The sequence below is a fragment of the Tildeniella sp. genome (genome assembly GCF_059505325.1).
The window spans coordinates 85,291-111,430 of record NZ_JCACKI010000009.1 but is presented as its reverse complement, the minus strand read 5'-3'; the positions used below and the strand labels follow the sequence as shown (position 1 = coordinate 111,430).

General features: G+C 49.7%; 25 protein-coding genes. 12 read left to right on the top strand and 13 right to left on the bottom strand.

Annotated features, from left to right (window positions below):
• Positions 1 to 7 precede the first annotated feature (7 nt).
• Positions 8 to 667: a GerMN domain-containing protein gene (locus AC5JO6_RS04510; RefSeq protein ID WP_496079844.1), complete on the top strand. Its 660-nt coding sequence runs from the start codon at positions 8 to 10 to the stop codon at positions 665 to 667.
• A gap of 153 nt (positions 668 to 820) precedes the next feature.
• On the opposite strand, the gene AC5JO6_RS04505 is transcribed toward AC5JO6_RS04510, so the two are convergent.
• Both AC5JO6_RS04505 and AC5JO6_RS04500 read right to left on the bottom strand, forming a co-directional pair.
• Positions 821 to 1,135 (bottom strand): hypothetical protein, encoded by a 315-nt coding sequence (locus tag AC5JO6_RS04505; RefSeq protein WP_496079843.1) that lies wholly within the window; start codon positions 1,133 to 1,135, stop codon positions 821 to 823.
• Positions 1,136 to 1,287: 152 nt separating this feature from the next.
• Positions 1,288 to 2,403: a peptidylprolyl isomerase gene (locus tag AC5JO6_RS04500; RefSeq protein ID WP_496079861.1), complete on the bottom strand. Its 1,116-nt coding sequence runs from the start codon at positions 2,401 to 2,403 to the stop codon at positions 1,288 to 1,290.
• A 304-nt stretch (positions 2,404 to 2,707) separates the two neighbouring features.
• On the opposite strand from AC5JO6_RS04500, the gene efp reads away from it, so the two are divergent.
• From efp to AC5JO6_RS04485, 3 genes are all read left to right on the top strand, one after another.
• Positions 2,708 to 3,268 (top strand): elongation factor P, encoded by a 561-nt coding sequence (gene efp, locus AC5JO6_RS04495; protein WP_496079842.1) that lies wholly within the window; start codon positions 2,708 to 2,710, stop codon positions 3,266 to 3,268.
• Positions 3,269 to 3,368: 100 nt separating this feature from the next.
• On the top strand, positions 3,369 to 3,911 hold the full coding sequence (gene accB, locus AC5JO6_RS04490; RefSeq protein WP_496079841.1) for an acetyl-CoA carboxylase biotin carboxyl carrier protein: 543 nt from the start codon (positions 3,369 to 3,371) through the stop codon (positions 3,909 to 3,911).
• Positions 3,912 to 4,120: 209 nt separating this feature from the next.
• Entirely contained in the window at positions 4,121 to 4,471 is a 351-nt protein-coding gene (locus tag AC5JO6_RS04485; RefSeq protein ID WP_496079840.1) for an ArsR/SmtB family transcription factor, read from the top strand.
• Positions 4,472 to 4,702: 231 nt separating this feature from the next.
• Here AC5JO6_RS04485 and AC5JO6_RS04480 read toward each other — a convergent pair whose 3' ends face one another.
• From AC5JO6_RS04480 to psbB, 3 genes are all read right to left on the bottom strand, one after another.
• Positions 4,703 to 5,134, bottom strand: coding sequence for a GNAT family N-acetyltransferase (locus AC5JO6_RS04480; protein WP_496079860.1), 432 nt, complete (start codon positions 5,132 to 5,134; stop codon positions 4,703 to 4,705).
• 410 nt (positions 5,135 to 5,544) lie between these two features.
• On the bottom strand, positions 5,545 to 5,640 hold the full coding sequence (locus AC5JO6_RS04475) for a photosystem II reaction center protein T (RefSeq protein ID WP_075600934.1): 96 nt from the start codon (positions 5,638 to 5,640) through the stop codon (positions 5,545 to 5,547).
• Positions 5,641 to 5,796: 156 nt separating this feature from the next.
• A complete protein-coding gene (gene psbB, locus AC5JO6_RS04470) occupies positions 5,797 to 7,329 on the bottom strand; it encodes a photosystem II chlorophyll-binding protein CP47 (RefSeq protein ID WP_496079839.1) in 1,533 nt (510 codons plus the stop codon).
• A 567-nt stretch (positions 7,330 to 7,896) separates the two neighbouring features.
• On the opposite strand from psbB, the gene AC5JO6_RS04465 reads away from it, so the two are divergent.
• Both AC5JO6_RS04465 and psbM read left to right on the top strand, forming a co-directional pair.
• Positions 7,897 to 8,202, top strand: coding sequence for a 2Fe-2S iron-sulfur cluster-binding protein (locus AC5JO6_RS04465; RefSeq protein WP_496079838.1), 306 nt, complete (start codon positions 7,897 to 7,899; stop codon positions 8,200 to 8,202).
• A 173-nt stretch (positions 8,203 to 8,375) separates the two neighbouring features.
• Positions 8,376 to 8,492, top strand: coding sequence for a photosystem II reaction center protein PsbM (gene psbM / locus AC5JO6_RS04460; protein ID WP_496069592.1), 117 nt, complete (start codon positions 8,376 to 8,378; stop codon positions 8,490 to 8,492).
• Positions 8,493 to 8,738: 246 nt separating this feature from the next.
• On the opposite strand, the gene AC5JO6_RS04455 is transcribed toward psbM, so the two are convergent.
• On the bottom strand, positions 8,739 to 9,107 hold the full coding sequence (locus AC5JO6_RS04455) for a hypothetical protein (RefSeq protein ID WP_496079837.1): 369 nt from the start codon (positions 9,105 to 9,107) through the stop codon (positions 8,739 to 8,741).
• Entirely contained in the window at positions 9,085 to 9,288 is a 204-nt protein-coding gene (locus AC5JO6_RS04450) for a hypothetical protein (protein WP_496079836.1), read from the bottom strand. Before AC5JO6_RS04450 ends, AC5JO6_RS04455 begins: the two co-directional genes overlap by 23 nt.
• Positions 9,289 to 9,533: 245 nt before the next feature.
• Here AC5JO6_RS04450 and AC5JO6_RS04445 point away from each other — a divergent pair, with 245 nt between their 5' ends.
• Positions 9,534 to 10,364 carry a photosystem II manganese-stabilizing polypeptide gene (locus AC5JO6_RS04445; protein WP_496079835.1) on the top strand — a complete coding sequence of 277 codons (831 nt, stop codon included), beginning with the start codon at positions 9,534 to 9,536 and terminating at the stop codon, positions 10,362 to 10,364.
• 857 nt (positions 10,365 to 11,221) lie between these two features.
• Entirely contained in the window at positions 11,222 to 11,998 is a 777-nt protein-coding gene (locus AC5JO6_RS04440; RefSeq protein WP_496079834.1) for an RNA polymerase sigma factor SigF, read from the top strand.
• Positions 11,999 to 12,085: 87 nt separating this feature from the next.
• Here the strand turns inward: AC5JO6_RS04440 and AC5JO6_RS04435 are convergent, their stop codons facing one another.
• The gene (locus tag AC5JO6_RS04435; protein ID WP_496079833.1) at positions 12,086 to 14,599 is read right to left on the bottom strand and encodes a PAS domain-containing sensor histidine kinase; all 2,514 of its coding nucleotides are present in this window, start codon (positions 14,597 to 14,599) and stop codon (positions 12,086 to 12,088) included.
• 437 nt (positions 14,600 to 15,036) lie between these two features.
• Here AC5JO6_RS04435 and AC5JO6_RS04430 point away from each other — a divergent pair, with 437 nt between their 5' ends.
• Positions 15,037 to 16,263: an S-layer homology domain-containing protein gene (locus AC5JO6_RS04430; protein WP_496079832.1), complete on the top strand. Its 1,227-nt coding sequence runs from the start codon at positions 15,037 to 15,039 to the stop codon at positions 16,261 to 16,263.
• A gap of 146 nt (positions 16,264 to 16,409) precedes the next feature.
• Here AC5JO6_RS04430 and AC5JO6_RS04425 read toward each other — a convergent pair whose 3' ends face one another.
• A complete protein-coding gene (locus AC5JO6_RS04425) occupies positions 16,410 to 17,927 on the bottom strand; it encodes a GAF domain-containing sensor histidine kinase (protein WP_496079831.1) in 1,518 nt (505 codons plus the stop codon).
• A gap of 415 nt (positions 17,928 to 18,342) precedes the next feature.
• Between AC5JO6_RS04425 and AC5JO6_RS04420 the strand changes: the two genes are divergently transcribed.
• Positions 18,343 to 18,660 carry a DUF3155 domain-containing protein gene (locus tag AC5JO6_RS04420; protein WP_496079830.1) on the top strand — a complete coding sequence of 106 codons (318 nt, stop codon included), beginning with the start codon at positions 18,343 to 18,345 and terminating at the stop codon, positions 18,658 to 18,660.
• Positions 18,661 to 19,064: 404 nt separating this feature from the next.
• Here the strand turns inward: AC5JO6_RS04420 and AC5JO6_RS04415 are convergent, their stop codons facing one another.
• The 3 genes from AC5JO6_RS04415 to AC5JO6_RS04405 form a co-directional block, all read right to left on the bottom strand.
• Positions 19,065 to 19,595: a cofactor assembly of complex C subunit B gene (locus AC5JO6_RS04415; protein ID WP_496079829.1), complete on the bottom strand. Its 531-nt coding sequence runs from the start codon at positions 19,593 to 19,595 to the stop codon at positions 19,065 to 19,067.
• A 209-nt stretch (positions 19,596 to 19,804) separates the two neighbouring features.
• Positions 19,805 to 20,188 carry a PadR family transcriptional regulator gene (locus AC5JO6_RS04410; RefSeq protein ID WP_496079828.1) on the bottom strand — a complete coding sequence of 128 codons (384 nt, stop codon included), beginning with the start codon at positions 20,186 to 20,188 and terminating at the stop codon, positions 19,805 to 19,807.
• A 792-nt stretch (positions 20,189 to 20,980) separates the two neighbouring features.
• Positions 20,981 to 21,658, bottom strand: coding sequence for a response regulator (locus AC5JO6_RS04405; RefSeq protein ID WP_496079827.1), 678 nt, complete (start codon positions 21,656 to 21,658; stop codon positions 20,981 to 20,983).
• 240 nt (positions 21,659 to 21,898) lie between these two features.
• On the opposite strand from AC5JO6_RS04405, the gene AC5JO6_RS04400 reads away from it, so the two are divergent.
• Positions 21,899 to 22,468, top strand: a complete 570-nt coding sequence (locus tag AC5JO6_RS04400; protein ID WP_496079826.1) for a DUF3611 family protein — start codon at positions 21,899 to 21,901, stop codon at positions 22,466 to 22,468.
• 241 nt (positions 22,469 to 22,709) lie between these two features.
• Here AC5JO6_RS04400 and AC5JO6_RS04395 read toward each other — a convergent pair whose 3' ends face one another.
• Positions 22,710 to 22,901, bottom strand: coding sequence for a DUF2949 domain-containing protein (locus tag AC5JO6_RS04395; protein ID WP_496079825.1), 192 nt, complete (start codon positions 22,899 to 22,901; stop codon positions 22,710 to 22,712).
• A 538-nt stretch (positions 22,902 to 23,439) separates the two neighbouring features.
• On the opposite strand from AC5JO6_RS04395, the gene clpB reads away from it, so the two are divergent.
• Positions 23,440 to 26,073 (top strand): ATP-dependent chaperone ClpB, encoded by a 2,634-nt coding sequence (clpB, locus tag AC5JO6_RS04390; protein ID WP_496079824.1) that lies wholly within the window; start codon positions 23,440 to 23,442, stop codon positions 26,071 to 26,073.
• Positions 26,074 to 26,140: the final 67 nt, after the last annotated feature.

Genomic DNA, 26,140 nt, shown 5'->3' with positions numbered 1-26,140 from the left:
AACAGACATGGAAGACCAACGATCGCGTCGCCAACTCCCGCTAGGCATCATGGCAGGGTTGTCAGCCCTAGTGCTTGCCACAGGTAGCGCTGTCGCCTGGTGGGGGTGGCAAGCCTCGCAGAAAACTCCTGATGCAATTGAGCGTACTCAAGGGTCTTCAGAGCCGCAAAAAGCACCACCCGTAGCCTCTGCTCCAACGACGACGCAATCACCTACCAGCACCGCTCCAGCAGCACAAACAAAAACGCTCCAGGTTTACTGGTTGAAAGCGTCGAGTACCACGATCGCCCTTAGCCCCAGTCCCGTAACGTCTAGCACTAAAGAGAACTCAACCGAAACGCTGTCAGCCGCGATCGACACACTGCTTGCGGGTCCCAGCGATCCTGCCGTCACCACGACTATTCCTCGTGACACAAAACTTCGCAGCCTCGCCATTAAAAACGACGGCATTCATCTTGATCTCTCAAAAGCCTTCACGGACGGCGGCGGCAGCACCTCAATGACCGCCAGAGTTGGACAAGTACTCTACACCGCAACGAGCCTGACCCCAGACGCAAAGGTTTGGCTGTCAGTAGACGGTAAGCCGCTAGAAACACTGGGCGGTGAAGGTTTGATGCTAGACCAACCGCTGACCCGCGAGAGCTTTAAGCGCGATTTTCCACTTTAAGATGGGGCGATCGGCTCTCAGCCGTCAGCTTTCAGCTTTTCAGCATTCAGATATTGCGGTAGATAGATCACAGCCATCGTACACGTTGCTGACCGCCGACCGCTGACCGCTGACCGCTGACCGTCAATTGCTAATTGCTGACCGCTGTTACCCTCACTGCCACTCTTCCGGTTCGCTCCAGCGGCGCAACTTTGGAAAGCGATAAAATTCGTCACCATCATCATCGACTTCGGGCACGGCTCCAAAGAATTTCACTTGAGTATCGAGATAGCTTTTAGCCAATTCTGCATTGACTCGTGCTGAAGCGGCGAGTTGAATCAACGACACATTGCCATTTTCGACCTCTAGTAGTTGATAGAAGGCTTGTTCTAAACGAGACTGCTGCTGTCTATTTTGAATGACGTTCGTAACGGACACACCTGCTAGCACGCCAAAACCAACGAGAAAGATCCACTCAAAAATTGCCATAGCTTGTATGAGAGGATTTGAGACTAAAGACTAGACTTTGCGGACGATTGTCCTGAGATCTACTCCTATCCTTATCTCTACTTTAATGCGTGTACCGAATGAGATCCTCAAGGCTTGGACGTGCTGTACTCTCCAACATCCCATTCACTTGCTTACGCGGTCTTCGGCTCCACCAAGGCGTTTAGACCCTGAATGACTGTTGCTGATTCGATTTTGTCTCCGGCTCTCAGTTGCTCCAGCACGTCTTTGCCTTCAATGACGTAGCCAAACACTGAGTAGCGACCATCTAGTAAATTGCGTCCGGCTGGCGTTAGTTCTGGCTCAAACAGGAAAAAGAAAAACTGAGATGAACCACCGTTGGGATCTTCGCCAGGACGAGCCATTGCCAACGCACCGTAGGATGAAAACGGAAGCACGGGCTGGTCTTTGTAGCGTCCAGCATCCTCTAGAGTGATCTCATAAGTCGGTTCATTATCGCCTTGTACCAGCACTTCTAGCGGAATGGCTCGATACTTTTTCGTTTTGGGGTCGATGAAGCCAACGTCGTCTCCAGGCGGATCGCCGATTTGCAACACGTAAGATTCTTCGGAGCGAGTGAACGGCAGGTTGTTATAGAAGCCGCGCTGCACTAAATCAACGAAGTTGCCTGCGGTCACTGGAGCGCTGTAGCCGTCTACAACTGCCGTCATCTTGCCTTTGTTGGTCGTAAATTCGATCGTGGCACGCCCTTTAAGCTGCGGTAGGTTGCTGTAAGCGGCGGGCACTTCAAAAGGGAATGCCTGCACCATACTTTCTTCAAGCTGCCCGACTAGGTTTAATAGCTCCGATCGCTGTTGAAACGTTTGCTCTTTGTCTTTCACTTCGATCGCCGCTTGCAAAGGCGTAATGCCCTCTTTCATTTGAGTCAATAGTGCCTGTGCTTCGGCTTGCTTGGCTGCGGGAATGCTGGCAAGAATGGCTGGTTCTTTGTCTCGCAAAATCCAGCTAGCGCGCTTGACATCGCCCGCGATCGCGCCCCAACGACGATTTGCCCGCAGTTGTGTGGCAATATCTTCCAGACTGCCTTGCAATTCGCGCACAGGCGCATTGTCGATCGGTAAGGAGTACCGCAGTAACGCTTTGCCATCGGTAATCGGATTACCAGCAGGCATAATGTTGGTGGGTCTGCTAGCCGCAGCACTCAAACCTAGCGATAGAGCCACCATCAGGAGAAGCGTTGCTCCCGTTTTTAGCCAGTCTTTGAAGCGGTCAAAACCTTTTAGTTGCATATCTCGGTACAGATTGCTCAAAGTTAGCAAGTAGTGGTCGGGCGCTTTTGCCAACTCAACTGCATGTAAGGGCAGGCGATCGGGCGCTGCACAGGCAGCATTAAGCGCTCTCACTTAATAGTGCCACACAGAGGGTACTACAAAGGCAAAGGGCACGAGAGTAAGAAACCGCAGAGACGCGGAGAGGCAGAGATTTAATTCAATTTCATCCTTCACCTCTCTCCTATTCGTTAGCCTTCTTAGCGTGGTTCTCCGTGGAGCGGTACAATGAGGTGCCGAACATTTTCTCCCGATACACATACTCATGATCTCTAGTAATGACTTTCGATCTGGCGTAAGCATTGAGCTAGACGGATCTGTCTGGCGAGTCGTTGAATTTTTGCACGTCAAGCCTGGTAAAGGTTCTGCTTTTGTACGCACCAAGCTCAAAAATGTTCAAAGTGGGAACGTCATGGAGCGTACGTTTCGTGCTGGTGAAAGCTTGCCCCAGGCAAACCTGGAAAAGAACACCATGCAGCATACGTATAAAGATGGCGATGACTTCGTCTTTATGGAAATGGAGACGTATGATGAGGCACGTCTGAGCGCAAAACAAATCGGCGATCGCGTTAAATACCTCAAAGAAGGGATGGAAGTGAACGTCGTCCGCTGGGGCGAACAGGTGCTAGAAGTGGAACTGCCCAACTCCGTCGTACTGGAAGTGACTCAGACTGATCCGGGTCTAAAAGGCGATACGGCAACAGGTGGTACAAAACCTGCGATCGTCGAAACGGGTGCCCAAATCATGGTGCCGCTTTTTATTACCATTGGAGAGCGCATCAAAGTGGATACCCGCAATGATTCTTATTTGGGAAGAGAGCAGTAGACCAGAACGCTAAAGAATGAGGGATGAAAACACGTTTTAGTCTTTAGCCACTGACCCCTTTTTCGCTTCTACCCCCTTGTTTCTGAGGTCTACATTAACTGTGTCACTGGATATAAATGCACTCCGCGAACTTCTGGCAGCGATTAACCAGACCGATATCGCAGAACTAACCTTAAAAAGTGCTGATTTTGAATTAACCGTGCGTCGAGGCATCCGTCTCAATGAGCGGCTCAATACGGATGGGAGCGATCGCCTGAAGGCTGAAACATCTCCCCCTCCGCAGGTATTGGGCAACACTGATGCGGCACTGCCTGACCAGTACACGCCTGAAAGCACCACTCCACCAATCCAGACTCAGCCACTAACGAGCGAGGTGATGCGAGATAGCAAAGCTGATCGCCGACTGGTCGAGGTAATTTCGCCAATGGTGGGCACCTTTTACCGTGCTGCTGCCCCTGATGAACCACCGTTTATTGAAGTGGGCGATCGCATTCGTAAAGGACAAACCGTTTGCATTATCGAAGCGATGAAGCTCATGAACGAACTGGAAGCAGACGTTGGGGGCGAAGTCGTAGAAATTCTGGTGCAAAATGGCGAACCGATCGAATATGGTCAACTGCTGCTGCGCCTTAATCCAGATTAATCCAGCTTAGATGTGTCGTTCTGGTTGTCACCCCTCTTCCCAAGTAAAGGTAGACTGCTTAAAATTGCCACAGTCATCCAACTAGCCGCCAGACCTACTGAACAATGATGAAATTCTGAATAAATTATGGACTGTCATCAAACGCTCTATTGCTATAAAGCAGTCAAGTGGCTAAAATCTGGGGATCAGTGCCCCTCACATTAAATTGCATGAAATCTGCAAAGCCTTCGCAAGAAGTTGTCCAACAAGTGGCTGAATACTTCAGCGTTCTGGGCGAGCCAATGCGCCTGCGGATTCTCAACCTGCTCCGTGACGGTGAGAAATGTGTACAAGACTTGGTCGAGGCGACTGACACTAGCCAAGCCAATGTCTCCAAACATTTGAAGGTCATGATGCAGGCAGGTATTCTCAATCGACGTAGTAAAGGCACTTTGGCTTATTACAGCGTTAAAGATGACCTAATTTTTGAATTGTGCAATCTGGTCTGCGATCGACTCGCTAACCGCATCGAACAACAGGCTCTCCATTTCAGAGCCTTCACCTTTGCCGGAAAGCGTTGAGCATAGACAGTGTCATTGTTCATTCCATTGCTTGCCACTGCATCGGTAGCGTTTTAAGAAACGTCCACAACAGCTCTCACCACATACGCTCTTTTGATATTTTCTGCAAGCTGCTGTCGTCAGGCTATGAACAGCCTGCTCCTCTCGTTCCAGACGATGAGAACCGATCAAATACGTTGCGTTGCTCTTAGCACTAACCTTGGCGCTGTCAGATAGCTAAGTAGGGTCTTGCTAAAAGGGACGAGTCAACCGCTTATGCAAAAGCAACTTCTGGGGTTGTCTCAGGAACCAGCAGTGCCAAAAAGAATCAGCTTGCTTTGCTTGATAACCAGCTTTAGCGTATAGCTGTCTAGCCTGATGGTTATCCTCTAATACATGCAGGTACAAATCTTGAAAGCCTAAATCTAGGGCGATCGCCTCACATCGATCGAGAAGCTTTTGCGCCACTCCCTGCCTGCGGGCTTCCAACTGCACAGCTAAATTTGAAAGATAAGGGTAAGGAAGACTGCGGAACTGAAAAGGGCTTGTTGAACGGAAAGTGATTTCAACTGTTCCAACCAGGCTTGGGCTGCCGCTTGACAACGTCATCGTAGCAACAAGGCAGACGTAGCTCGACTCTGATGCTGAACGTAGGCGATAGCGCAGATCCTCGTACACACCCATCCGAAGGACAGGGAGAAACAAACGCGTAAGACCATTGCGAGGATAAAAACTAGCGGCAAGAACCTCAACGAGTTCAGTTAAGTCACTCAGCTGTGCAGAGCGAACAGAGAGATTTGGTGAGTTAAAAGACACTCCGTGAATGCTGTTTGCTATGGTTCAGGAACAAACGTAAAAACGTAAAACTAGAGCGTAAATCAAAAAGCTTGAGCTGGTTGCACTTTTTAATCGCGCAATGATTTTAACTACTTAATGAAAACATCCCACAGCTTCAAGATCTAGGGCTGTGGGATGTTCGCTTTTATCCGTATGAACAGATAAATTTTTCTTGAGACCAGCGTCTAAAAGACTGTGCGGTGGATTTAAATTTGACATACAGGCAGGAAAGCCAGTAGGTCACAATTCAAAATGAACTACTTACCAATACGGGGCGGTTCCCGAAAGGCGATCGCGAAAAAGAGCACACCGAGCGCCAGCGTAAGAATCAAAATGTAAGCAACGCTTTCCATTGTAGAATTTCTCAACCATTTACTAAGGGTAGTCTACCAACCAAACCGGAGAAAGTAGCCAACATTTAGAGAAGGGCATACAGCCGAACCATCAGTACGCTAGCGTAAAGCGGATACAGGCTGCACGTCCCTTCCCTAGTGTCACACAACTAAAGCCTACACAGCTTCTTTGCGACGGGTGCTCTTATCACCCACTTTTTGGAAGAAACCCCACTCTACTTGCTCCTCAGAAAGATCTGGATCAACACCCGCAAAGACATCTCGGAAGATGGTGCGAGTACCATGCCAGATATGACCGAAGAAGAAGAGTAACGCAAAGACTGCGTGACCAAAGGTAAACCAACCACGCGGACTTGTGCGGAATACACCGTCCGAATTCAGCGTTTCGCGATCGAACACGAATGGTTCACCTAGCTGATTGGCACGTGCATACCGTTTCACGGTTGCCGGATCTTTAAATGTCTGACCATTTAATTCACCACCATAGAAACTGACTGTCACACCATTCTGCTCAAAGCTGTATTTCGACTCCGCCTTGCGGAATGGGATGTCTGCCCGGACGATCCCATCTTTATCAGTCAAGACAACAGGAAAGTTCTCAAAGAAATTAGGCAGGCGACGAACCGATAGTTCTCGACCTTCGCTGTCTTTGAAAACTGGATGTCCCAGCCAGGATTGAGCAATACCATCGCCCTTGTTCATCTGCCCCGTGCGGAACAAACCACCCTTAGCAGGGCTGTTGCCCACGTAGTCATAGAACGCTAGCTTCTCAGGAATGGCTGAGTAGGCATCCGATAGACTGGCACCGCTCGCTAGACCTGACTGCACACGGCGATCGATTTCCTGTTTGAAGAAACTGCTGTCCCACTGATAACGAGTTGGACCAAACAGTTCGATCGGAGTGGTCGCGCTGCCAAACCACATCGTACCTGCCACAATAAACGCTGCAAAAAACACTGCTGCAATGCTGCTAGACAGCACTGTCTCAATATTTCCCATCCGTAACGCCTTATATAGACGCTCTGGTGGGCGTACGCTCAAGTGGAACAAGCCAGCAATAATGCCAACAATGCCTGCGGCGATGTGATGCGCCACGACTCCTCCTGGATTAAAGGGATTGAAACCTGCTGGACCCCATTCGGGCGCTACAGGTTGAACACTCCCAGTCAGACCATACGGGTCAGAGACCCACATGCCAGGACCAAATAGTCCTGTCAAGTGGAAAGCACCAAAACCGAAACAAAGCAAACCAGACAAAAACAAATGAATGCCAAACATCTTTGGCAAGTCGAGTGCAGGCTCACCAGTACGGGGATCTCTAAAGAGTTCCAAATCCCAGTAAACCCAGTGCCAACAGGCAGCTAGGAACAACAAACCGGAAAGAATGATGTGTGCAGCAGCAACACCCTCAAACGACCAGAAGCCAGTGTTAACATCAGACTCACCAGTGATGCTCCAGCCGCTCCAAGAACCAGTGACACCCAAGCGTGCCATGAACGGTAGCACAAACATCCCCTGTCGCCAGATCGGGTTTAGAACTGGATCGCTAGGGTCAAAGATCGCCAATTCGTAGAGTGCCATCGAACCAGCCCAGCCTGCCACCAGTGCAGTATGCATCAGGTGCGTTGCAATCAGCCGTCCGGGATCATTGATAAGGACAGTGTGTACTCGGTACCAGGGTAGTCCCATTGACTACGCTCCTCCTTGTGAATAGCTCAAGATCAACGTATTCCTAAACATTTTATTAAAGCGCCGGACATTGGTAAATGTACCAGGTCTAAGGCTACTTCAGCGTTGCACTCCCCAATCTGGTCTCCAGTTCGGTTCTTGAATGGAGCCGAATCGCAAGCCACCAGCTATGTTTATGAAAATGAAAGCGTATAAAGAAGTGTAACCAGTGTGAGAGACGATTGCAAGCAAAGGATGCATTTGGCAGAGTTTTGAGGAAATCCGATGCATTCTTGTAAACTTGTGTAACAGCTATCGTCTGTCTAGGTTTGCCAAATCAGTGTTGCGCTTTGGGAAACAACAATTAACTGTTCGTGACGACTTAATTCATCCACAATTCATCTGCAACCGTCGCCTTTCAAGGCAAGCGACTGGTTGGAGGAGCTTTTGCTCAGCCGATCGCTGAACTGCTCTGACTTGACTTCTCTGTCAGGGTGGAGATCAAATGGGATGCGATCGACGTGTGTCGATCGCATCCCATTTCGTTCCTCATCCGCACCACTGCTCTCTTAAAGGAAATTTAAGTTAATGACTACCATCAAATTTTTAAAGGAAGACCGAGAAGTGATCGTCGCGAACGGCGCGAACCTGAGGCTCAAAGCTATAGAGAACCGCATCGACATTTATACTTTTGTTGGAAAAATGACCAACTGCGGTGGCTATGGTCAATGCGGTACCTGCATTGTCGAGATTGTCGATGGCATGGAAAACCTTTCACCGCCCACCGAAACGGAAAAAAACAAGTTAAAGAAAAAGCCTGCGACCTACCGCTTAGCCTGCCAAGCCCTCGTCAACGGTGCCGTGACCGTTAAGACTAAACCTTCTGTTAAGTAGCCTTTCAAAGATGTCTTGCCTCTACCAGCATCCTGCCGTTGTGAGTAGCCAAACCTTGGGTCAAAAGGCACTCAGTGGCTATGGCTGATCTCTGCTTTTACACCCTGCACGGGGAGAGCGGACAGTGGTATCCTACTTGTATCGATGCAGCGCTATTTAATTAGGCAAGTCTTATGCAAGTCAACGATCTAGGGTTTATTGCAAGCATCCTTTTTGTCTTGGTTCCATCAGTTTTTCTGCTCATCCTTTACATTCAAACGGCAAGCAGTAATGCCAACAAAGATTCCTAAGAATGCTACCGAGTGTTCTTTGCTCTTTGCAAGCGCTGGAGGCAAATGCCTCCAGCGCTTTTTGATGTTATGGCAAAGGGGGCATAACTCGTCGTTGTCTAACTGTCGTTGTCTAGTTAAAGAGCAATCGAATCGCTGACTACAGGAGATTGGGCAAACTGGGCAGTAGCTTTACAGCGGGCTAGTACAAATGCCCCATCAGCTTGCTCAACAACGCACGAGAGACTGCCGTAGGACAGAGTCGTTTTAGCCGATCGTCTCATCGACAATTGACGTAGGGTTTAAGCTGGCAATTGCCCTCAGTTCATCCTCTGAGAGATCTTGAAAATTGCTTAGCAGCGATCGTAGCTTCATGCGGTGGATATAGGGCCAACCGCCCGATGCTTCAATATCTTTCAATAAGCTGTACAGTGCCTGACGATTGTCAGGTAGAGAGTCTTGAAAGAGGCTGTCGCGGATCTCCTGGTGTAACCCTTCTAACATCCTCAGCAACGACAGCAACGCCAAGCTATCTCCCTGACGACTGCTGGCGAGATTCCGAATAGTGTCGCACAGAGACTGTAGCTTAGATTCAAACTCAAGCTCTTCTGCCTTAGAGCGATCGCGATTGCTCATCAAAGTGGATTCCCATAAACGCCATCAGACAACCTAGACAGAGTTTAGCTTTAGATACTCCAGTACAGCGGGTAAAAACATTCCATAGCCGTTTGTCTCCTGTCTCCCAGTGAGCGGCACTAGCAAAGCCAATTTTGTTGTTCAAGCCAAAGTAAAGGTCACATTGCCATGTAGAATGCAAAGTGAAACCTTTGTTAAATCATTCCGGGGACATGAGAACTTAGTCAAGTGTAGGCGCGGTTCAGTTTGTCTCTTCAAAAATTAGGCACTGTCTCAGGTGATTAGCGTCTGTGCTTTATTCGGGCAAGACTGCCTCTTGGCAGCTTTACTGAGAAGGCAAACTTTTTGCCTGATGAGCGAAGACCATTGAAACCCGGCTTTGGATTACACTGGCGAAAAAATGTTTACGTCGATATTGAGGTTTTCATGAGGTACCGCGCTTTAACCGTTGCAGTTCTGGCACTTTGCTTCAGCCTATTGACCGCTTTTTCTACAAGCCCAGCGTTTGCTAAAGAAGCTCTCACCTACGATCAAATTCGAGGTACAGGCTTGGCTAACAGTTGCCCTCAGCTAGAGGAGACATCTCGTGGCTCGATTCCGATCGATTCTGATAAGTCCTACTCGCTAACCTCCCTTTGCTTACAGCCGACGAATTTTCTTGTTAAGGAAGAATCTGCGAACAAACGACAAAAAGCAGAGTTCGTTTCCGCTAAATTGATGACCCGCTACACCTCAAGCATTGAGTCGGTAGAGGGTAAGCTGAACGTCAATCCTGACGGCAGCCTTACCTTCATTGAGGAAGACGGTATTGACTTCCAAGCCATCACCGTTCAGCTTCCCGGCGGCGAACGTGTCCCGTTTCTATTCACCATTAAGAGCCTAGTTGCGACGACTCAGCCAGGGCTGAGCAGCATTGGCACCTCGACCGATTTTGAAGGCGTATTTAAGGTTCCCTCATACCGAACCTCTAACTTTCTTGATCCTAAAGGTCGTGGCTTGACGGCTGGTTACGACAACGCGGTTGGTCTACCTGGTCAAGCGGATGGCGAAGAATTGGCGAAAGAAAACACAAAGCAGTTCCAGCTTGATAAGGGTAACATTTCGCTTCAGGTTGCCAAGGTTGACAACGTGACGGGTGAAATCGCGGGTACATTTGAAAGCGAACAGCCTTCTGAGACCGACATGGGTTCCAAAAAAGCAAGCGATATTAGGATTCGTGGTCTTTTCTATGCCCGCGTTGAGCCAACCGCCGCGTAAGCCTTTCTGCCGCACTTGTTAATGTCTCTACGTGTTTGTGCTGAACCGTTTTCACTCTTGCCACAATCACTCAGTCCTAATTAGTGAAGCCTCTGGTACACTTCAGCCATTGCTCCACGGCAAGGCAAAAGATGTTACCTCACGCGATGTGCAACTAATTCGCCCTCATCCCCACCCTTCTCCCCAGGGAGAAGGGCTTCCAGACCGTTCCGGTTCCCTCTCCCGATGGGAGAGGGCTAGGGTGAGGGCAGTTTTGGCAGGTATTTTAGGAAAGTCGCACATCGCGTTACCTCTTGCAATTCAACCATTATCTATCTTTTTCTAAGGGGCTTTAAGCCCCTTTTTTATACCTATACGCTGAGTTCCCTACTTAGTAAATTAAGGTTGCAGTTAGCCGTTTGAGTAATATTTTGCAAGAATTAGTTTCTGCTTAGACACCTTTCCGTAGAATTAGTGAGTCCGTGGTTACGTTGCTGAGAGTGTGAGCTAATTGTGCTAACTTCCTCCTGACCATGATGTTCCAGTCACTGGTAAAAACCCGGTTTTAATCGAGCTAGTTTAATTGTCAAATCCGTAGGAATGCCGTTGCTGCAGTCTACAGGAACGAGTAGTGTTGGTTTGTAACCAGTAAGACGTTGGCACAATACCTGGTTATGCTGAGAACTCCGCTTTTAACTGAACTAAGTAGTTTTAGCGCTCTTTGCTGGAATACTTCAGCGTTTCTAGTCGAGTTACCAGTCGTTTGAAAAAGCCTATGCCCCCAGTCAATGCTTTAGCAAACAGTGCGCCCTGCTGAAAATCAAAAGACTGAGTTTGAATCGTCCTGATGTCACTTGCTCTACCGACTGAAATTCGTCATGCTTACGACAGCTAATTATGAACTGAAAAGCGAGAGTTTGCAGCTTCTGCGAACCTATCAACAATCCCCTTCTCCTCAGGTTCGGAATCAACTGGTCGAACTCAATTTTGGTTTAGTCAGAAAAGAGGCACACCACTGGATTCATCAATGCACAGAGTGTTACGAAGATTTGCTACAGGTTGGCTCGATCGGGTTGATTCGGGCGATCGAACGCTTTGATTTATCCAAAGGACACGCCTTCAGTTCGTTTGCCATTCCCTATATTCGGGGTGAGATTCAACATTACCTGCGTGATAAAAGCCCTTCTGTACGTATTCCCCGACGCTGGCAAGAGCTTGAGCGGCAGGCAGTGGTGGCAGCACGTGAGCTACAAATCAAGCTGAAACGTCAACCGCTAGATTCAGAAATTGCAGAGGCGATCAACATTGGGGTGTCTGAGTGGCAAGAAATCAAGCTAGCTTGCCGTAACCGTGCCATGCTCAGCTTAGATGCGCCAGTCCGTGATGAGGATGAAGGAGCATCGTCGCTGGGCGAATTGGTGCCAGATAATCAGTACCGGAGTTTTCAACTAGCGCAAGAAGATCAGCTTCGCTTGCAACAGGCACTAGTACAGCTAGAAAACCGGACTCGTGAAATTTTGGAATTTGTCTTTCTGCATGACCTAACCCAAAAAGAGACTGCCGATCGACTAGGTATCAGCGCAGTGACGGTTTCGCGTCGGGTTAAGAAAGGATTGGAGTCCCTTCAGCATCTTATGGTGGGCGTTGAAGACTAGCAGTTTGTCACCACTTACTTCTGCGTCTAGCGTGAGGCTTTTTAGAGCTGTCTCCGGCTAATGGCTTAGTTTGAGTCAGTCTTAAAACTAGGGTGCTAGCGGCAGCGTAAACCAAAAAGTGGCACCGTTACCTGGCGTGCTTGTCGCTCCGATTTGTCCACCATGAGCGGTAATAATCTGACGGCAAAGATAGAGACCCAAGCCGACTCCGGTAGAGCGGCGGGCGCGGGTACCACGAGCATACCGTTCAAAGAGGGAATCGCATTCGCTAACAGTCATGCCGACTCCGTTATCCCGAACGCTACAACAAATTAAATCATCTTCGATCGCGGCTTCTAGGGTCACTTGTAGTCCGGGAGGGTTGTGCTTGAGAGCATTCGTGAGGAGATTCTCAAAGACACGTCGAATTAGCGCTGGATCGGCAGTGACCAGTGGCAGATCAGGCGAAACCTCATTGACTAACGTTGCCTGACTCTCGACTAGCAGTGGTTCTAGATCGTTGACGATCGCCCGTACTAGATTGCCCAGAGACAGCCGTTCGCAATTTAAGTTGATACCCCAGGCTTCGCTGGAATGAGCCTCTAGCAACGAATTGATCATCTTGAGCTGACGATCGCCGCTTTGGATCATCCGTTCCAACACAGAGCGGGAGATGACAACGGTGTCGCCAGCTTTTTGCTGGAGATTTTTGAGCACCATCATTGTGCCCATGACAGGTGTCCGTAAGTCATGCGAAACGGCGTTCAGGAAGTCGTCTTTGGTTTGGCTGAGTTCCTGAAGCTCCTGCATATTTTGCTGAAGCTGGGCTGTGCGTTCCTGCACCTGCTGCTCCAGATTGGCGGCAAGGGTTTGTACTTGCTGGTACAGTTCTGCTTGCTGGATGGCGATCGCTACTTGTACTGCCAGTTGTTCTAGCAGCTGAATCTCGAAGGCTGTCCAGTGACGCGGTTGCTCACATTGATTAGCGATTAACACACCAAAAAATTCGTCGCCTAGAATAATGGGTACACCAAGACTAGCTTTGATATGACAGCGGGTGTAATAGTCTGAAAGAAGGGGTGATAGCGTTGCGGTGGCTGTGTCGTCGATTGCTTGCACTTGTCCTTGAGCAAAGAGTGCTCGAATTTCGCGCAGGTAGATATCGTCTGCAATCCAGGTAAGAATTGATCCCCAGGCGGGGGCGGCGGACTCGGCAACAACCTTACCCTGCCAGGCAGCATCGATTTGACCGATAAAGACGCGATCGACCTTCAAGAATTGACGTACCTCAGCTACGGTTGTTGTGAGGATTTGATCCAGGTTCAGCGATCGCCGAATGCGTAGAGCAATGAGTCCCAACAAGCGATCGCGTTCGGCATTTGCTTGAAGCTGTGCGATCGCCCGTTTTCGCTGCGTAATGTCACGCACAATGGCTAGCACTTCATCTTTGCCGCTGACCACTAAACGGGCTTCATAATCGCGTAGCTCCTCCCGGTTTAGCAGTTGATATTCAAAAATTTGGATCTCACCCGTTTCTAGCGTGCGCTCGATATGATCCATACGCTGTTGGGCGGCGGCTGGGGGGAGTACCTCGTAGACAGTTTTGCCGATCATGCTGCTTGGCAAGATGGCAAAATCGCTTTCTTGATCCGCCTTGCAGTCGAGGTACATGCCGTCTCGACGGATGCGAAACATCATGTCGGGGATGGCGTTCAAAAAGGCAAGGTTCCGTCCTTCGCTAATTTGGAGCGCTTCTTCTGTACGTTTGCGATCGGTGATGTCGATCGTGACTGTCTGCAAGCAAGGAGTATCTTTGAGGTGAATGATTTCCGCAGAGAGCAGCGCGACTCCTACTTCACCGGATTTGCGGCGAAAGTTCATCTCCAGGTTATGAACCGAGCCAGCCGCTTGAAGCATTTGCAACATTTGGGCACGCGCTTCTAAGTCTACCCAAAGGTTTAAATCTGCAATGGTGAGTCCAATGATTTCGTCTCTCTGATAGCCTGTGATGTCTAGAAAGCTATCGTTGACATCAATGACACGCGATAGAGTGGCTGGTTGCAGCGTTGTCAGGGTGATGGCGGTGGGGCTGGAACGGAAAGCGATCGAAAACTTTTCTTCCGATTCGCGTAGTGCTGCCTCGGCGCGTTTGCGTTCAGTAATATCACGCTCGATTGCCAGCACCTCGTTTTCACCGCTGATCACCAGACGCACTTCATAATCTCGTAATGCGGTTGTACCAGTATCCCAGTCGTTCAGAAGCTGGTACTCAAGTGTTTGCAGTTCGCCGGAGTCAAGGGTACGGGCGATCGCATCCAGGATCGTTTGTGCCAGATCAGGCGACAAATGCTCACAGAGGTTGGTTCCTACGATCGCTTCACGACTAACCCCGTGCTCAGCATCTTCTGGCGTACCTTTAAAATCCAGAGTGTCACCGTTCCGATTGCTCAAAAACACGCGATCGGGCAATGCACTCAAAATCGCCTCGTACCTTACACGTCGCGGTTCTATCTGCGGTTGCAGCAACTGGCGCTCTACCAGTAGGTTCAGAAGCCGCTCAAACGCCTCGTCATCTTGACAGCAATCCCGTATTGCCTGTAAATCAGCCGTCTCAAGAATCATCGCCAATGCCTGCAAGTAACGCTACTGTCTTGCTTCCTGGTTTCTACTGCTTCTATTTTCCTGTTAAAACCTGGAATGGACTCGTTTTCAAAGGAAGAATTTAAGCCCTTTGAGTCGTTTTAGCGTGACTCTAAACCGCTACAAACTCCTTCTTTGAGTGCCCTGCGAAAAATAATCGTGCATTCGTGTAGGGAGCGAGTATCATCACGGTCAACTTTCTATCGTCGCTCCTGTCGATTTTAACCGCAACTAATTGCATAACCATACGTCTTCAATGTTAGAAGGAGAAATGCCGTTCTCGATCGTGAGTCTCAAAAAAACGGCTTTTCTGCTAAAAATCGAAGCTTTTTGCCGATATTTCCTCACAGGAACCTTCAGGCTCCTTCAAGGTCTATAAATCTAACGAATCATCAATGTGTCTTTGGAGAACTTTTCCCATGTTTTATGTCAATGCGTGGAAATCTGGGACAGCCATTTTGGTTGCTCTTGGTATGACTGCGGGAACCGCTGCACCCATAGTCATGATGGCTCCCGCTTCTGCCCAAACCACCTTTCCAGATGTACCGTCTAGCTATTGGGCAAGCGGCTTTATTCAAGAACTGGTCACACGAGGCATTATCGCTGGGTTTCCGGATGGGTCTTTCCGCCCTGAAGAGCCAGTCACGCGCGCTCAGTTTGCCGCCATTGTGAGCAAAGCGTTTAACAAAACGCCCACTCGCAACCCGGTACAGTTTACTGATATTCCGGCTGGTTTTTGGGCAACCGATGCCATTCAGAAAGCTTACACGACTGGCTTTCTGGCTGGCTATCCTGGCAACACCTTCAGACCGAGCGAAAACATCCCTCGTGCCCAAGTGCTAGTCTCTTTGGCGAACGGGCTGAATTACGCCGCTACTGGTCCAGTTGATAGTGTGCTGGTGGCGTACAACGATGCTGCCAGTATTCCTGACTATGCCCGTCCTAGTGTCGCTGCCGCGACCCAAAAGCAAATTGTCGTCAACTACCCTGATGTCAAGACACTCGGTCCCAATCAAACAGCCACACGGGCTGAAGTTGCCGCCTTTGTTTATCAGGCATTGGTAAGCACAGGACAGGCATCTGCAATCAATTCGCCGTATATTGTTGGGGCAGTTCCACAAGGAGTACGTATTCCGGCTGGAACTGCGCTGCCTGTACGCTACGAAAAGGCAGATAAAATCCTGCTTGCCAAAAATGAACCGAATCCCACGCCGATCACCCTGAAAGTGTCACAGAATATTGTTGACGCTCAAGGAAAGGTGCTGATTCCAGTGAACAGCGATGTGATTGGGCAACTGCAAACGACCCAGGGCGGCGCTCAGTTTGTTGCTAGTCAGATTGTGCTGCCGGATGGTGCTCAATTACCTGTAAGTGCCAATTCTGAACTCATTACCAGGACTGAGACGGTGACCAAAGGTGCCAACGTCGGCAGAATCATCGCGGGTACCGTTGTGGGAGCTGGTGCAGCGGCTGGTATTTCTGGAGTCACGGGCGATCGCGTCATTAAAGCTGAAGAAGTTCTGCCAGGTGCAGCCGTGGGTGCGCTTGCTGGATTCTTTCTCGGTAAAGACAGAGTGGATCTAATTGTGATCAATCCCAATACGGATCTGAACTTAACGCTGGCATCAGACCTCGTGATTCGTTAAGGCTAAGTGAAACAATAGCGGCATGTTCCTGTATTCGCTATCAGCTATCAGATTTTCTCTGATGGCTGACAGTCACAAGGCATGACGTTATTTTTTGTAGTCGGTAACCACTCTTCATTCTGAGGTCAACCGACTGAATCTAAAGGTTAGGCGATCGCCAGTCGTATGACCACTGTTGTGCCAGGTCCTTTACTTGTCACAGTGCCCGTCACTTCTTGAGCTACCCAACTCATCCGTGCAGGGCTAAACACATCGATTTCGCCGTGCATTTGTGTCACTAGAGTACGCGCGATCGACAACCCCAGACCACTCCCAGGAATATCGGTTTGAGCTTGAATACCTCGATAACGACGCTCAAAAAGATGAAGCAGATCTTGAGGTGGAATACCTGGTCCAGTGTCTGTAATCGCAATTTCGGCTGACTGTTGTCGGTCTTCTGCTGTTTGCCCCTTCACATTGCCTACGCTTGCCTGCAATAGAACTAAGCCGCCAGCGGGGGTGTACTTCAGGGCATTGTCGATCGCATTACTGAGTATTTCTTGCAGCATCTGAGCATCTGCTTTCACAGGTGGCAGGTCTTCGGGAATATTGGTGAGTAGTTTGAGGTCACGATCTTGAGCAATCGCGCTTGCCGATGCCAGCAGCGGCTCCAGGACAGTTGCTATCTTGCAAGGCTTTAGAACGAGGGGAATGCTTGACAGAAAGCCTGCTGCTGGTAGCAGAGGCAGATTTTGTGCGCCCTGTCGTAGCGTCGCAGGATCGTCCATAGTACGATCGCCTAACTGCCGATCTTGGGTAGCGGGGGGCAGCGCTAGTGGTGGCAGGTTCACTGCATCAGCTCCCGCTACAGCTAATTCAAGCTGCTGGGCGAGGTCACGTAAGCGCGCTGTCTCACGCACAAGACTAGCAGCAATCTCACGATTGCTATCTTCGGGTAACAACCGTTTGAGAATTAATTTGCCAAAGGTCTGGAGCGTTGTCAGAGAGTTGCGAAACTGATGCAGCAAATTATCTAGCAGGTCATGCTGCTGTTCTTGAAGCATCTGCTGCTGACGATGGTCTTGCTTTAACCACTGATAGCGCTGGTCAAGGACACACGCGATCGCCAGTGTCTCGGCAATCTGATGAATTTGCGTTTGTTCCCACTCCGTCCAAGAGCGATCGCTCCGCTCTGTAACCAGCAACCCCAACACCACTTCTTCGTGCATCAGCGGCAGCACGATACGGCGCTCAGGCACCAGCGCTCTACGTTCCGACTGCGAATGTTCCGACGGCGAATAGGTCGCCGCCTCGACGCGTGAGACGCGATCGCTCTCAAGCCAAAGCCAATCAGTCGCTGTCTCTGCTGCTCGAACGGTTGCTTCATTCGATGTCGAGGCGGGAAGATGCTTGACCTGCAATAAGTCAGGATGCGGCTCTGCTAGTAACCACGGGGGAGGTTTAGCAGCATCGATCGCCGACGTGAGCGATCGAGCCACCCCCTGCGCTTGCCAATCAACAGCCGTCTCTGGATAAGCGACTACAGGTATGAGCTGTGTCTCTGCGCCGTCCACTAATTCTTGCGTTAGATACACTACGCTCAAGGAGGCACCCAACGTCTGCGTCAGGAGTACAACCTGTGCCCGACAAAGAGAGATGAATTCTGCACTGTTCAGCGTCAGCATGAAGCGATTTCTAAGAGCAAGCTGCAACGAGGGATTTATTCTCAAGCATAGCTCGGTTATTGGTACATCCAATGGAGCAGAGTTACCGTAGATTGGCAATGATGCGCTTCCAGGTCGCTTTACTAATGGCAACAAATGCCGAATCAGGGCTTACGTAAACCTCGGAGGTTTTAACCAAGCATCAAGCATCGTTACCAATCTAGTCGCTTAAACCTCCGAGGCTTTAATCACAATGCGTAGGTTTAAGTGCACAGCATCTCACGCTGAAACCTTTTCCTGACCTACTTCCCTAGGAAGTTCTAAATCTTTGTATCTTTGGGTTAAAAGAAGTTGAAATTCTAGCCCCAAATCGATATACTTGCGTCGTCTTTGTAACTATCACTACACTTGAGCGACAATAAAGGGGGTAACGGGATTGGCAAGGAGACGTAAGCGGAAAAGCCGTAGAAGGCAAGAGGGACGGAGGATTCTGGAGAATGTACCGCAGTTTAGCATTGAGTGCGGTGAGGATAAGCCAGTGACAGCAGCTCGAAAATTCATTCATTCAGAAGGCATTGCACCACCAGCCTTACTGCTTGTGAAGCGCAACGAGCACACCACCGATCGGTATTTCTGGGCGGAAAAGGGGTTGTTTGGAGCGCAATACGTTGAAGAAAACCATTTTCTGTTCCCCAGTCTGAAGCTCTCGGATGAAGAGTCCGATGAACTTCCAGTGGTTGCTCAGAGCCGTTAATCGTCAGATGACAGTTTTGGCAATTGCTACCGAGTATGTTGTTGACCTTACAGCATGCAAAATCTCGATCCACCAAGCATTTAATCCAAAAACCCCGTCCGGAGTCTCTCTCAGGCGGGGTTTGGCTTATGCAGAGGCTTTTAAGTAGACGCTTCGCATATCAGCGGGAGAATCAGCAGACTATAACCCGCGGCGTTGGTGAATGGCGGGATGCATTGCCCTCATCCCCTTTCTTGAATGCCCGAAGGGCTATACCCTTCTCCCCAGGGAGAAGAGAGTAAGAACTCTGGTTCCCTGTCCTTTTGGGAGAGGGCTAGGGTGAGGGTCAGTCAGATGGATTCATCCCAGGGTTCAGCAATGCCTACCCCGCAATAGACAACTCTTTTGGCTTGCCCGATCGATCCTTAAAGCGGCTTTAGGGAAAGGTTTCGCTGTAGTTCTGCCAACTCGTCACGATGCGCTGTGACTGTGACGACACTCATCGCCTGTGGCTCTGAAGTGCTCTCTCCGTCAATCTGAAGCACAACTTTTTCAGGTCGCGCAGCTCCACGCCAGTAAAAAATTCCCGCGATCGGCGATAGCAACGTTAGTCCCAGCAGTGCTTGAGAAAAATCGGGCAAGAGCATCGTCAGCATCAGCGCAAGACAGAGGAAACCGATCGCTGCCAGTAGCGTCAAAAAAACAGCCATTGCCCAACTCGGTCGAACCAATCCCTCAAAGGTCACCCGAAGTTGTGTCGCATCCGTTGCTGCAATGCGATAAGCACGGCTTGAAAAGTAGTTTTGCAGTTGGTCTAGAAGTGCCACTTCTGACTGCTCTGACGCAAGCCTAACCACTTCGATCCGATCCTTAACCGAAGCCCGAATAAAAAACATTAGCCCTACCGACATCAGCAGCGCTAGCACGAACGTTGACGGCAGAATAGCGACATTCATTATTTAGACGGTTGCCTGGAACAGCTTACCGCTTAGTTTACGTCATAGTCTCACAAATTCGGTCAGAGCAGGGGAGTGTCAGCAGTCACCCCCCTACATCATCACAACTAAAGCCTAATCATCTGGAACCTGAGCGTGCTCAAAAACTGAAGCATGGGGACTCGATCGCGCGACCCAAGACAGTCACATCATCACAAGCACACTAAATGCTAATTGTGACTTGGAGCTAACCCATTTGAGTGAACCACAGTACTGTGGTTTCTGACATAGTCGTACCATAGCCGAGTCAAGTCCTGCGCCTGCTGCGCCATCTCAGATTTGATCTGGTACATCCGGCGAGGACGACCTCGTCCCTCCACCTTTTTCCAATAACCTTCGATGATTTGCTCATCCTCTAGGAATTTCAGCGCGCTGTAAAGCACAGTATCAGAGAGACGGTAAGTTGGATATTCGTTCTCCAGCAGTTGAATCAGCTCTGTACCGTACGAATCGCCACGCGATAAAACGGCAAGGACATAACACACTGCTAACTCTTTGTTGAGGTAAAACGGTGGCGGTGCTTGAAAAAACTGATAGATATCGTCAAACTTCATCTTTCCCATCCAGACATACGAGTTAGTTCATGTTTTCTGCAGAAAGTGCAGAATGAACGGAGGACAATAAACATACCCTAGCAATGACACCCCAAGGACAGCCATCATCCAAAAGCATTAAATTTGCACTCAAAGTAAAAATCTTATACTGCTTGGTGATTGTCCCTGTTTTGTACTTAACCAGCCCAATGGTTTGGTTAATTGAGCCTCGACTATAGCGTTTCTTTAATCCAGTGAGTTGTGAACACGGCGCTCAAGCCCCTTCCTTTAGATGTCGATGATCTCACTGTTCTAAGAGGTGCTGTAGTCAGTTGAGCCTGCGGACGCTAGGGTTAAACGTGAAGAACCTCAATGATTGAAAGCAATCTTGAGAAACTCTTACTCTCAGCCGCTAATGATGGAATCCTCATTCCATTGCTCATGCATCGCTAGTAAACAAACTGAGCTTCTCGAAAGAAGTCCAACTTGAGGTGCAAAGAGTATGAACAGAGACAACGTTAGACTCTGTGGCAGACAACAAGGACTTTAGCTTGCACACCCTCATTCTAGATCGTAATCCGAATATCGTTCGCCTAGAAAGAAATAAGCTTTGCTTTCTAAGGCTAATGCATGATACGTGATGTTTGGCTTGAGGGGTGACAGCTATCAAAGTGACCAGTCGTAGAAAGAAAACTGATGGTCGAGTTGCACTCCTTAGCTGGATTGATCGGCTGCCGCTGCACTAAGACCAGCTCCAGTGCACTTGTATACCGCTCTGCAAGCTGTTCGTAGGCGATTGACAAGACTCTGGCTTTACTTGACCAAGCCCGATCGCAGCGCAACGACAGCCGCCTGAACGCGATCGTCAACAGCGAGTTTATTCATAATGCCGCGAACATGAGTTTTCACCGTATTGGGGCTGAGGTAAAGCGCTGCGGCAATTTCAGGATTACTTTGACCTTCAACCATGAGTTGCAACACCTCCTGCTCTCGATGAGACAACTGACCAATGTTACCTGTGGGTGTCGGTGGTTTGAGATGTTCGATCACACGACGAGCAATTTGTGGATCGAGATAAGTTGCGCCTTCTTGGGCAGCCGCGATCGCAGCCAACAAGCGTTCCACGTTGGTGCCTTTAATGCAGTAAGCATCTGCACCGCTAGAGAGCGCTGCAATCACTTCAGTTTCGGTTGTGTGCGACGTTAGCATCACGACACGCACAGAAGGTAAGGCTGCCTTAATCTGCTGCGTCGCTGCAATACCGTCCAGCCGTGGTAGTCCAATATCCATCACGATGATGTCGGGCTTCAGTTTCAGTGCGGCTTCAACGCCCAAGTAGCCATCGCTGGCTTGTCCGACCACCGTCAGTTGAGGGTAGTCTTCCAGGCATTGCTCTAAGCCTAGCTGCATCATGGGGTCATCTTCGACAATCAGAATCCGCAGAGGCGGCAGGTCTACAGCAGGACTGTGTGGTTGAATCTCATCAGGCATAAAAGCAACTCGAATTGAATGAGGAAGTGACTCGTCAGATCCCGCGCACGCAAATGCTCATTGCATCCTATGGTAAACGAAAAAACTGACTGCTTATTTTTGTGCAGAAACCCGGTTTTTGCGTTGACTTTGACCAACGTGCAGTGGCGCGATCGAAGTTAAGCAGTTGCTGCTACCGTCTAGCTTGATCAAGCCTTGCCATGAGAGACTAAGAGCAGTGCGCTTTCAGGCATTTGCATTATGTTCGGTAAGTCAGCCACCTCGCCCACTTTAAGGGAGATTGCCAAAACCTTTCGCATGACAGGCTGGATTAGCCTTTGGATTCAGCTCGTGCTTACAGTGGTTTCGAGCGTTATCTTAATTTTTGCTGGTGCGCTAAGTCGTTCTGGCGGTGCCAACCAGAATAGCCCCACGACTGGGATCGGTGTCCTTGTAACGATCTTTGGCATCGCGGTGCTGGTTTTTAATATGTATTGGGCGCTGTTCCGCTACATTCCGATCGGGCGCAAACTAGACGGCGTAGCAGCCAACCGACCTCGCAAGTCCGATACCATTCAGGTTTTGCGTACTGGTTTGATTGCAAGCCTCATTGGCATCTTACTTTCCCTGCTAGGTGCAGAAGCGACTGTAGGCTTGCTGGCAGCCAAAGCGTTTAATCAGGGTATTGGTGGCTTCGTAAATACCGATCCGTCAAAGTTTATTCAGCCGCTCGACATTTTGGTTGTTCAAGCGAGTATTAATGTCATCCTGGCGCAGTTTTTTGGCATTGCAGCGTCGCTTTGGCTGCTAAACCGTATGAGCCGCCAGTAGGGGAAAGGAGGCAGGAGGCAGGAGGCAGGAGGCAGAAGGCAGGAGGTTGAGCTTTCAGCCGTTGGTTTTCAGCCCACTCCCTACTCCCCACTCCCTACTCCCCACTCCCTACTCCCTACTCCTCACCCCTCACACCTCACTTCCGCGAAGAGGCAGAAAGCAGGAGTGAAGAGAGTTAACGTTGATCTGCCGATCGGTCTTTTTAGCCTTTAGCCTTTCTACTCTCTTCTAAAGCTGACTCCTACCCTTCTAGCCAGTCGAAGATTTGCTCAAGCTGCTCCAGTGAAACCAAGCCGTACTGCCAGAGAATCATAGGCAAAGGTCCGGGGTCTTGCTCAGAGTGACGGAGTGCCATGGCGATCGCCGCTGCTGAAAGAGCCAGTTCTTTTTGTAAAAAATTGATGAGTTGAGTGTTGCTACGGTCAGATTGCACGGCTAGACTTTTTACCCCTGAATGTTAAGTTGACGAATTTGAGTGCGCGATCGCTACAGTGACGGGTATAGCGTGGCGCTATGCTACTGAATGCCCACTGCAAAGGCATCACCCACTGGGGTCGCCCAGTTGAGTGAGGTTTGCTGATTGCAATCGTGATCTTACGTATTTGCCACTCACTTAAACCATAATCCTTGGTAAATGAACAGAGAATTTTATTCGGTCGTCAGCCCGCAGTGGCGATCGTCTACACGCTTGGCGTTTACAACAGTAAAAAGTAAGGTCTAGCCCCATATATAGAGTCTGAAGCGGTTGTGAAGATTTACGATGATGTCTCCGTTTGTTAAATGATTGCCTGGTAGCTATCAGTTGCAATTTTGCGTTTAGGGCTGACTGCCGATGCTAGCAACTGGAGGCTTTAAATACTCTTACGGTTTCGGCAATACTCATTGAGATGGCGTGAACACCGACCCTAACAATCGTGCTGGCTTCTCTACAATGACGTTAGTAACTACAGCGAACGTTTATCGAGGGGAACATGCAGCCAACCAACCCCAATCAATTTACAGAAAAAGCCTGGGAAGCGATCGCGCGCACACAAGAGGTTGTGAAGCAGGCGCAACAGCAGCAAATTGAATCAGAACACTTAATGAAGGCGCTGCTAGAACAGGACGGACTTGCCAGCAGCATCTTCAATAAACTGGGCGCAGAGGTCAGACTGGTCAGCGATCGTACGGATGAGTTCATTCGCAGACAGCCCAAGGTTTCTGGCAACAGCACATCAATTTATTTAGGACGTAGCTTGGATAGCTTGCTCGATCGTGCCGACAGCTACCGCAAGCAGCTTGGCGACGAGTTTATTTCCGTGGAGCATCTGTTATTGGGCTATGCCAATGACGATCGCTTTGGTAAAGGATTGCTGGCGGAACTTAAACTAAATGAAACTCAGCTTAGAAACGCGATCGATCAGATTCGAGGAAGTCAAAAGGTGACAGACCAAAATCCAGAAGGCAAGTACGAGTCCCTAGAAAAATATGGGCGCGACCTGACACAGTTTGCCCGTGAAGGCAGACTCGACCCTGTGATTGGGCGTGATGATGAGATTCGTCGCACCATCCAGATTTTATCTCGTCGAACCAAAAACAATCCCGTGCTGATTGGTGAACCGGGCGTGGGTAAAACGGCGATCGCGGAAGGACTTGCCCAACGCATCATCAAGGCTGAGGTGCCAGAATCACTCAAAGATCGCAAACTAATCTCCCTGGATATGGGTGCACTCATCGCGGGAGCAAAGTATCGCGGTGAGTTTGAAGAACGGCTGAAAGCTGTGCTCAAGGAAGTCACCGAAGCACAGGGACAAATCATCTTGTTTATCGATGAAATTCATACCGTGGTTGGAGCAGGAGCCGCACAAGGCTCAATGGATGCCGGAAACTTGTTGAAACCCATGCTGGCAAGGGGCGAACTTCGTTGTATTGGTGCGACAACACTGGATGAATACCGCAAGTACATTGAAAAAGATGCCGCGCTAGAACGACGCTTCCAACAGGTTTACATCGATCAACCGAACGTTGAAGACACAATCTCAATCCTGCGCGGCTTGAAGGATCGCTATGAGACACACCACAGCGTCACGATTTCAGACAATGCCTTGGTTGCCGCAGCCACCCTTTCTTCTCGTTATATCAGCGATCGTTTCCTGCCTGATAAAGCCATTGATTTGGTTGATGAGGCGGCTTCAAAGCTGAAGATGGAGAAGACTTCAAAACCGGAGGAGCTTGAGATCATTGATCGTCGCATTACGCAATTGGAGATGGAAATCCTGTCTCTTAAAGGCGCGATTGACTATGGTTCGGTGGAGCGGCGTCAGCGGTTAGAGAAAGAGCTTGCTGATCTGCGAGAGGAGCAGCACACCCTAAATGCTCAATGGCAAGCAGAGAAAGAGTCGAGTGATCGAATCCAAAAGCTGCGTGAAGAAATCGCTCAGCTTAAGACCGAGCTTGAGCAAGTCGAAAGTCCCCAAAGTCCAAGTTATGACCTGAACCGTGCATCTGAGATCCAACACGGTCGGTTGCCCCACTTTCAGGAGCAACTTCAAAAAGCGCAGGATAAATTCAATCAGTCACAAACTCACGGTATATCTCTACTGCGTGGAGAAGTCACTGAGTCTGACATTGCTGAAATTATCTCGAAGTGGACGGGCATTCCCATCAGCAAACTGGTGGAATCGGAAATGCAGAAACTCCTGCATTTAGAAGATGACCTGCACAAGCGCGTGATTGGACAGGAAGAAGCGGTTACGGCTGTGGCAGATGCGATTCAGCGATCGCGCGCTGGCTTAGCAGACCCCAACCGTCCCACTGCTAGCTTTATCTTCTTAGGACCGACTGGTGTTGGTAAAACCGAACTTGCCAAGGCACTCGCTGCTTACTTGTTCGACACGGAAGACGCGCTGGTTCGTATCGATATGTCTGAGTATATGGAGAAGCAGTCGGTTTCACGCTTGATCGGTGCACCTCCAGGGTATGTAGGTTACGACGAAGGCGGACAGTTGACGGAAGCGATCCGTCGTCGTCCCTATGCGGTGATTCTGTTCGACGAAATCGAGAAAGCGCATCCGGATGTATTCAACGTGATGCTGCAAATTCTGGATGATGGACGCGTGACCGATGCTCAAGGGCACACGGTGGACTTCAAAAACACTGTCATTATTATGACCAGCAATATCGGTTCGCAGTACATTCTGGACGTTGCGGGTGACGATAATCGCTACGACGAGATGCGATCGCGCGTGATGGAGGCAATGCGTACTAGCTTTCGCCCCGAATTTCTCAACCGAATCGACGAGATCATCATCTTTCATGCGCTACAGCGATCGGAGCTACGGCAAATCGTCAAGCTTCAGATATTGCGACTGGCAGAGCGGTTGGACGATCGCAAAATGTCTCTCAAGCTCTCTGACAGCGCATTGGACTTTCTCGTGGAAGTCGGCTACGACCCTGTCTTTGGTGCCCGTCCACTCAAACGTGCCATTCAGCGTGAACTCGAAACGCAGATTGCCAAGGCGATCCTCCGTGGGGAATTTACCAACGGCGACACCATCTTTGTGGATGTGGAGAATGAGCGACTAGCATTCAACCGCCTATCGTCGGAAGTGCTGACAACGCAGTAGAGGGGGCGGAGGAGGCACGGGAGCAGGGGAGGCTGAAGGGGAAAAGGGAGAAAAGCAAGAGGCTCAG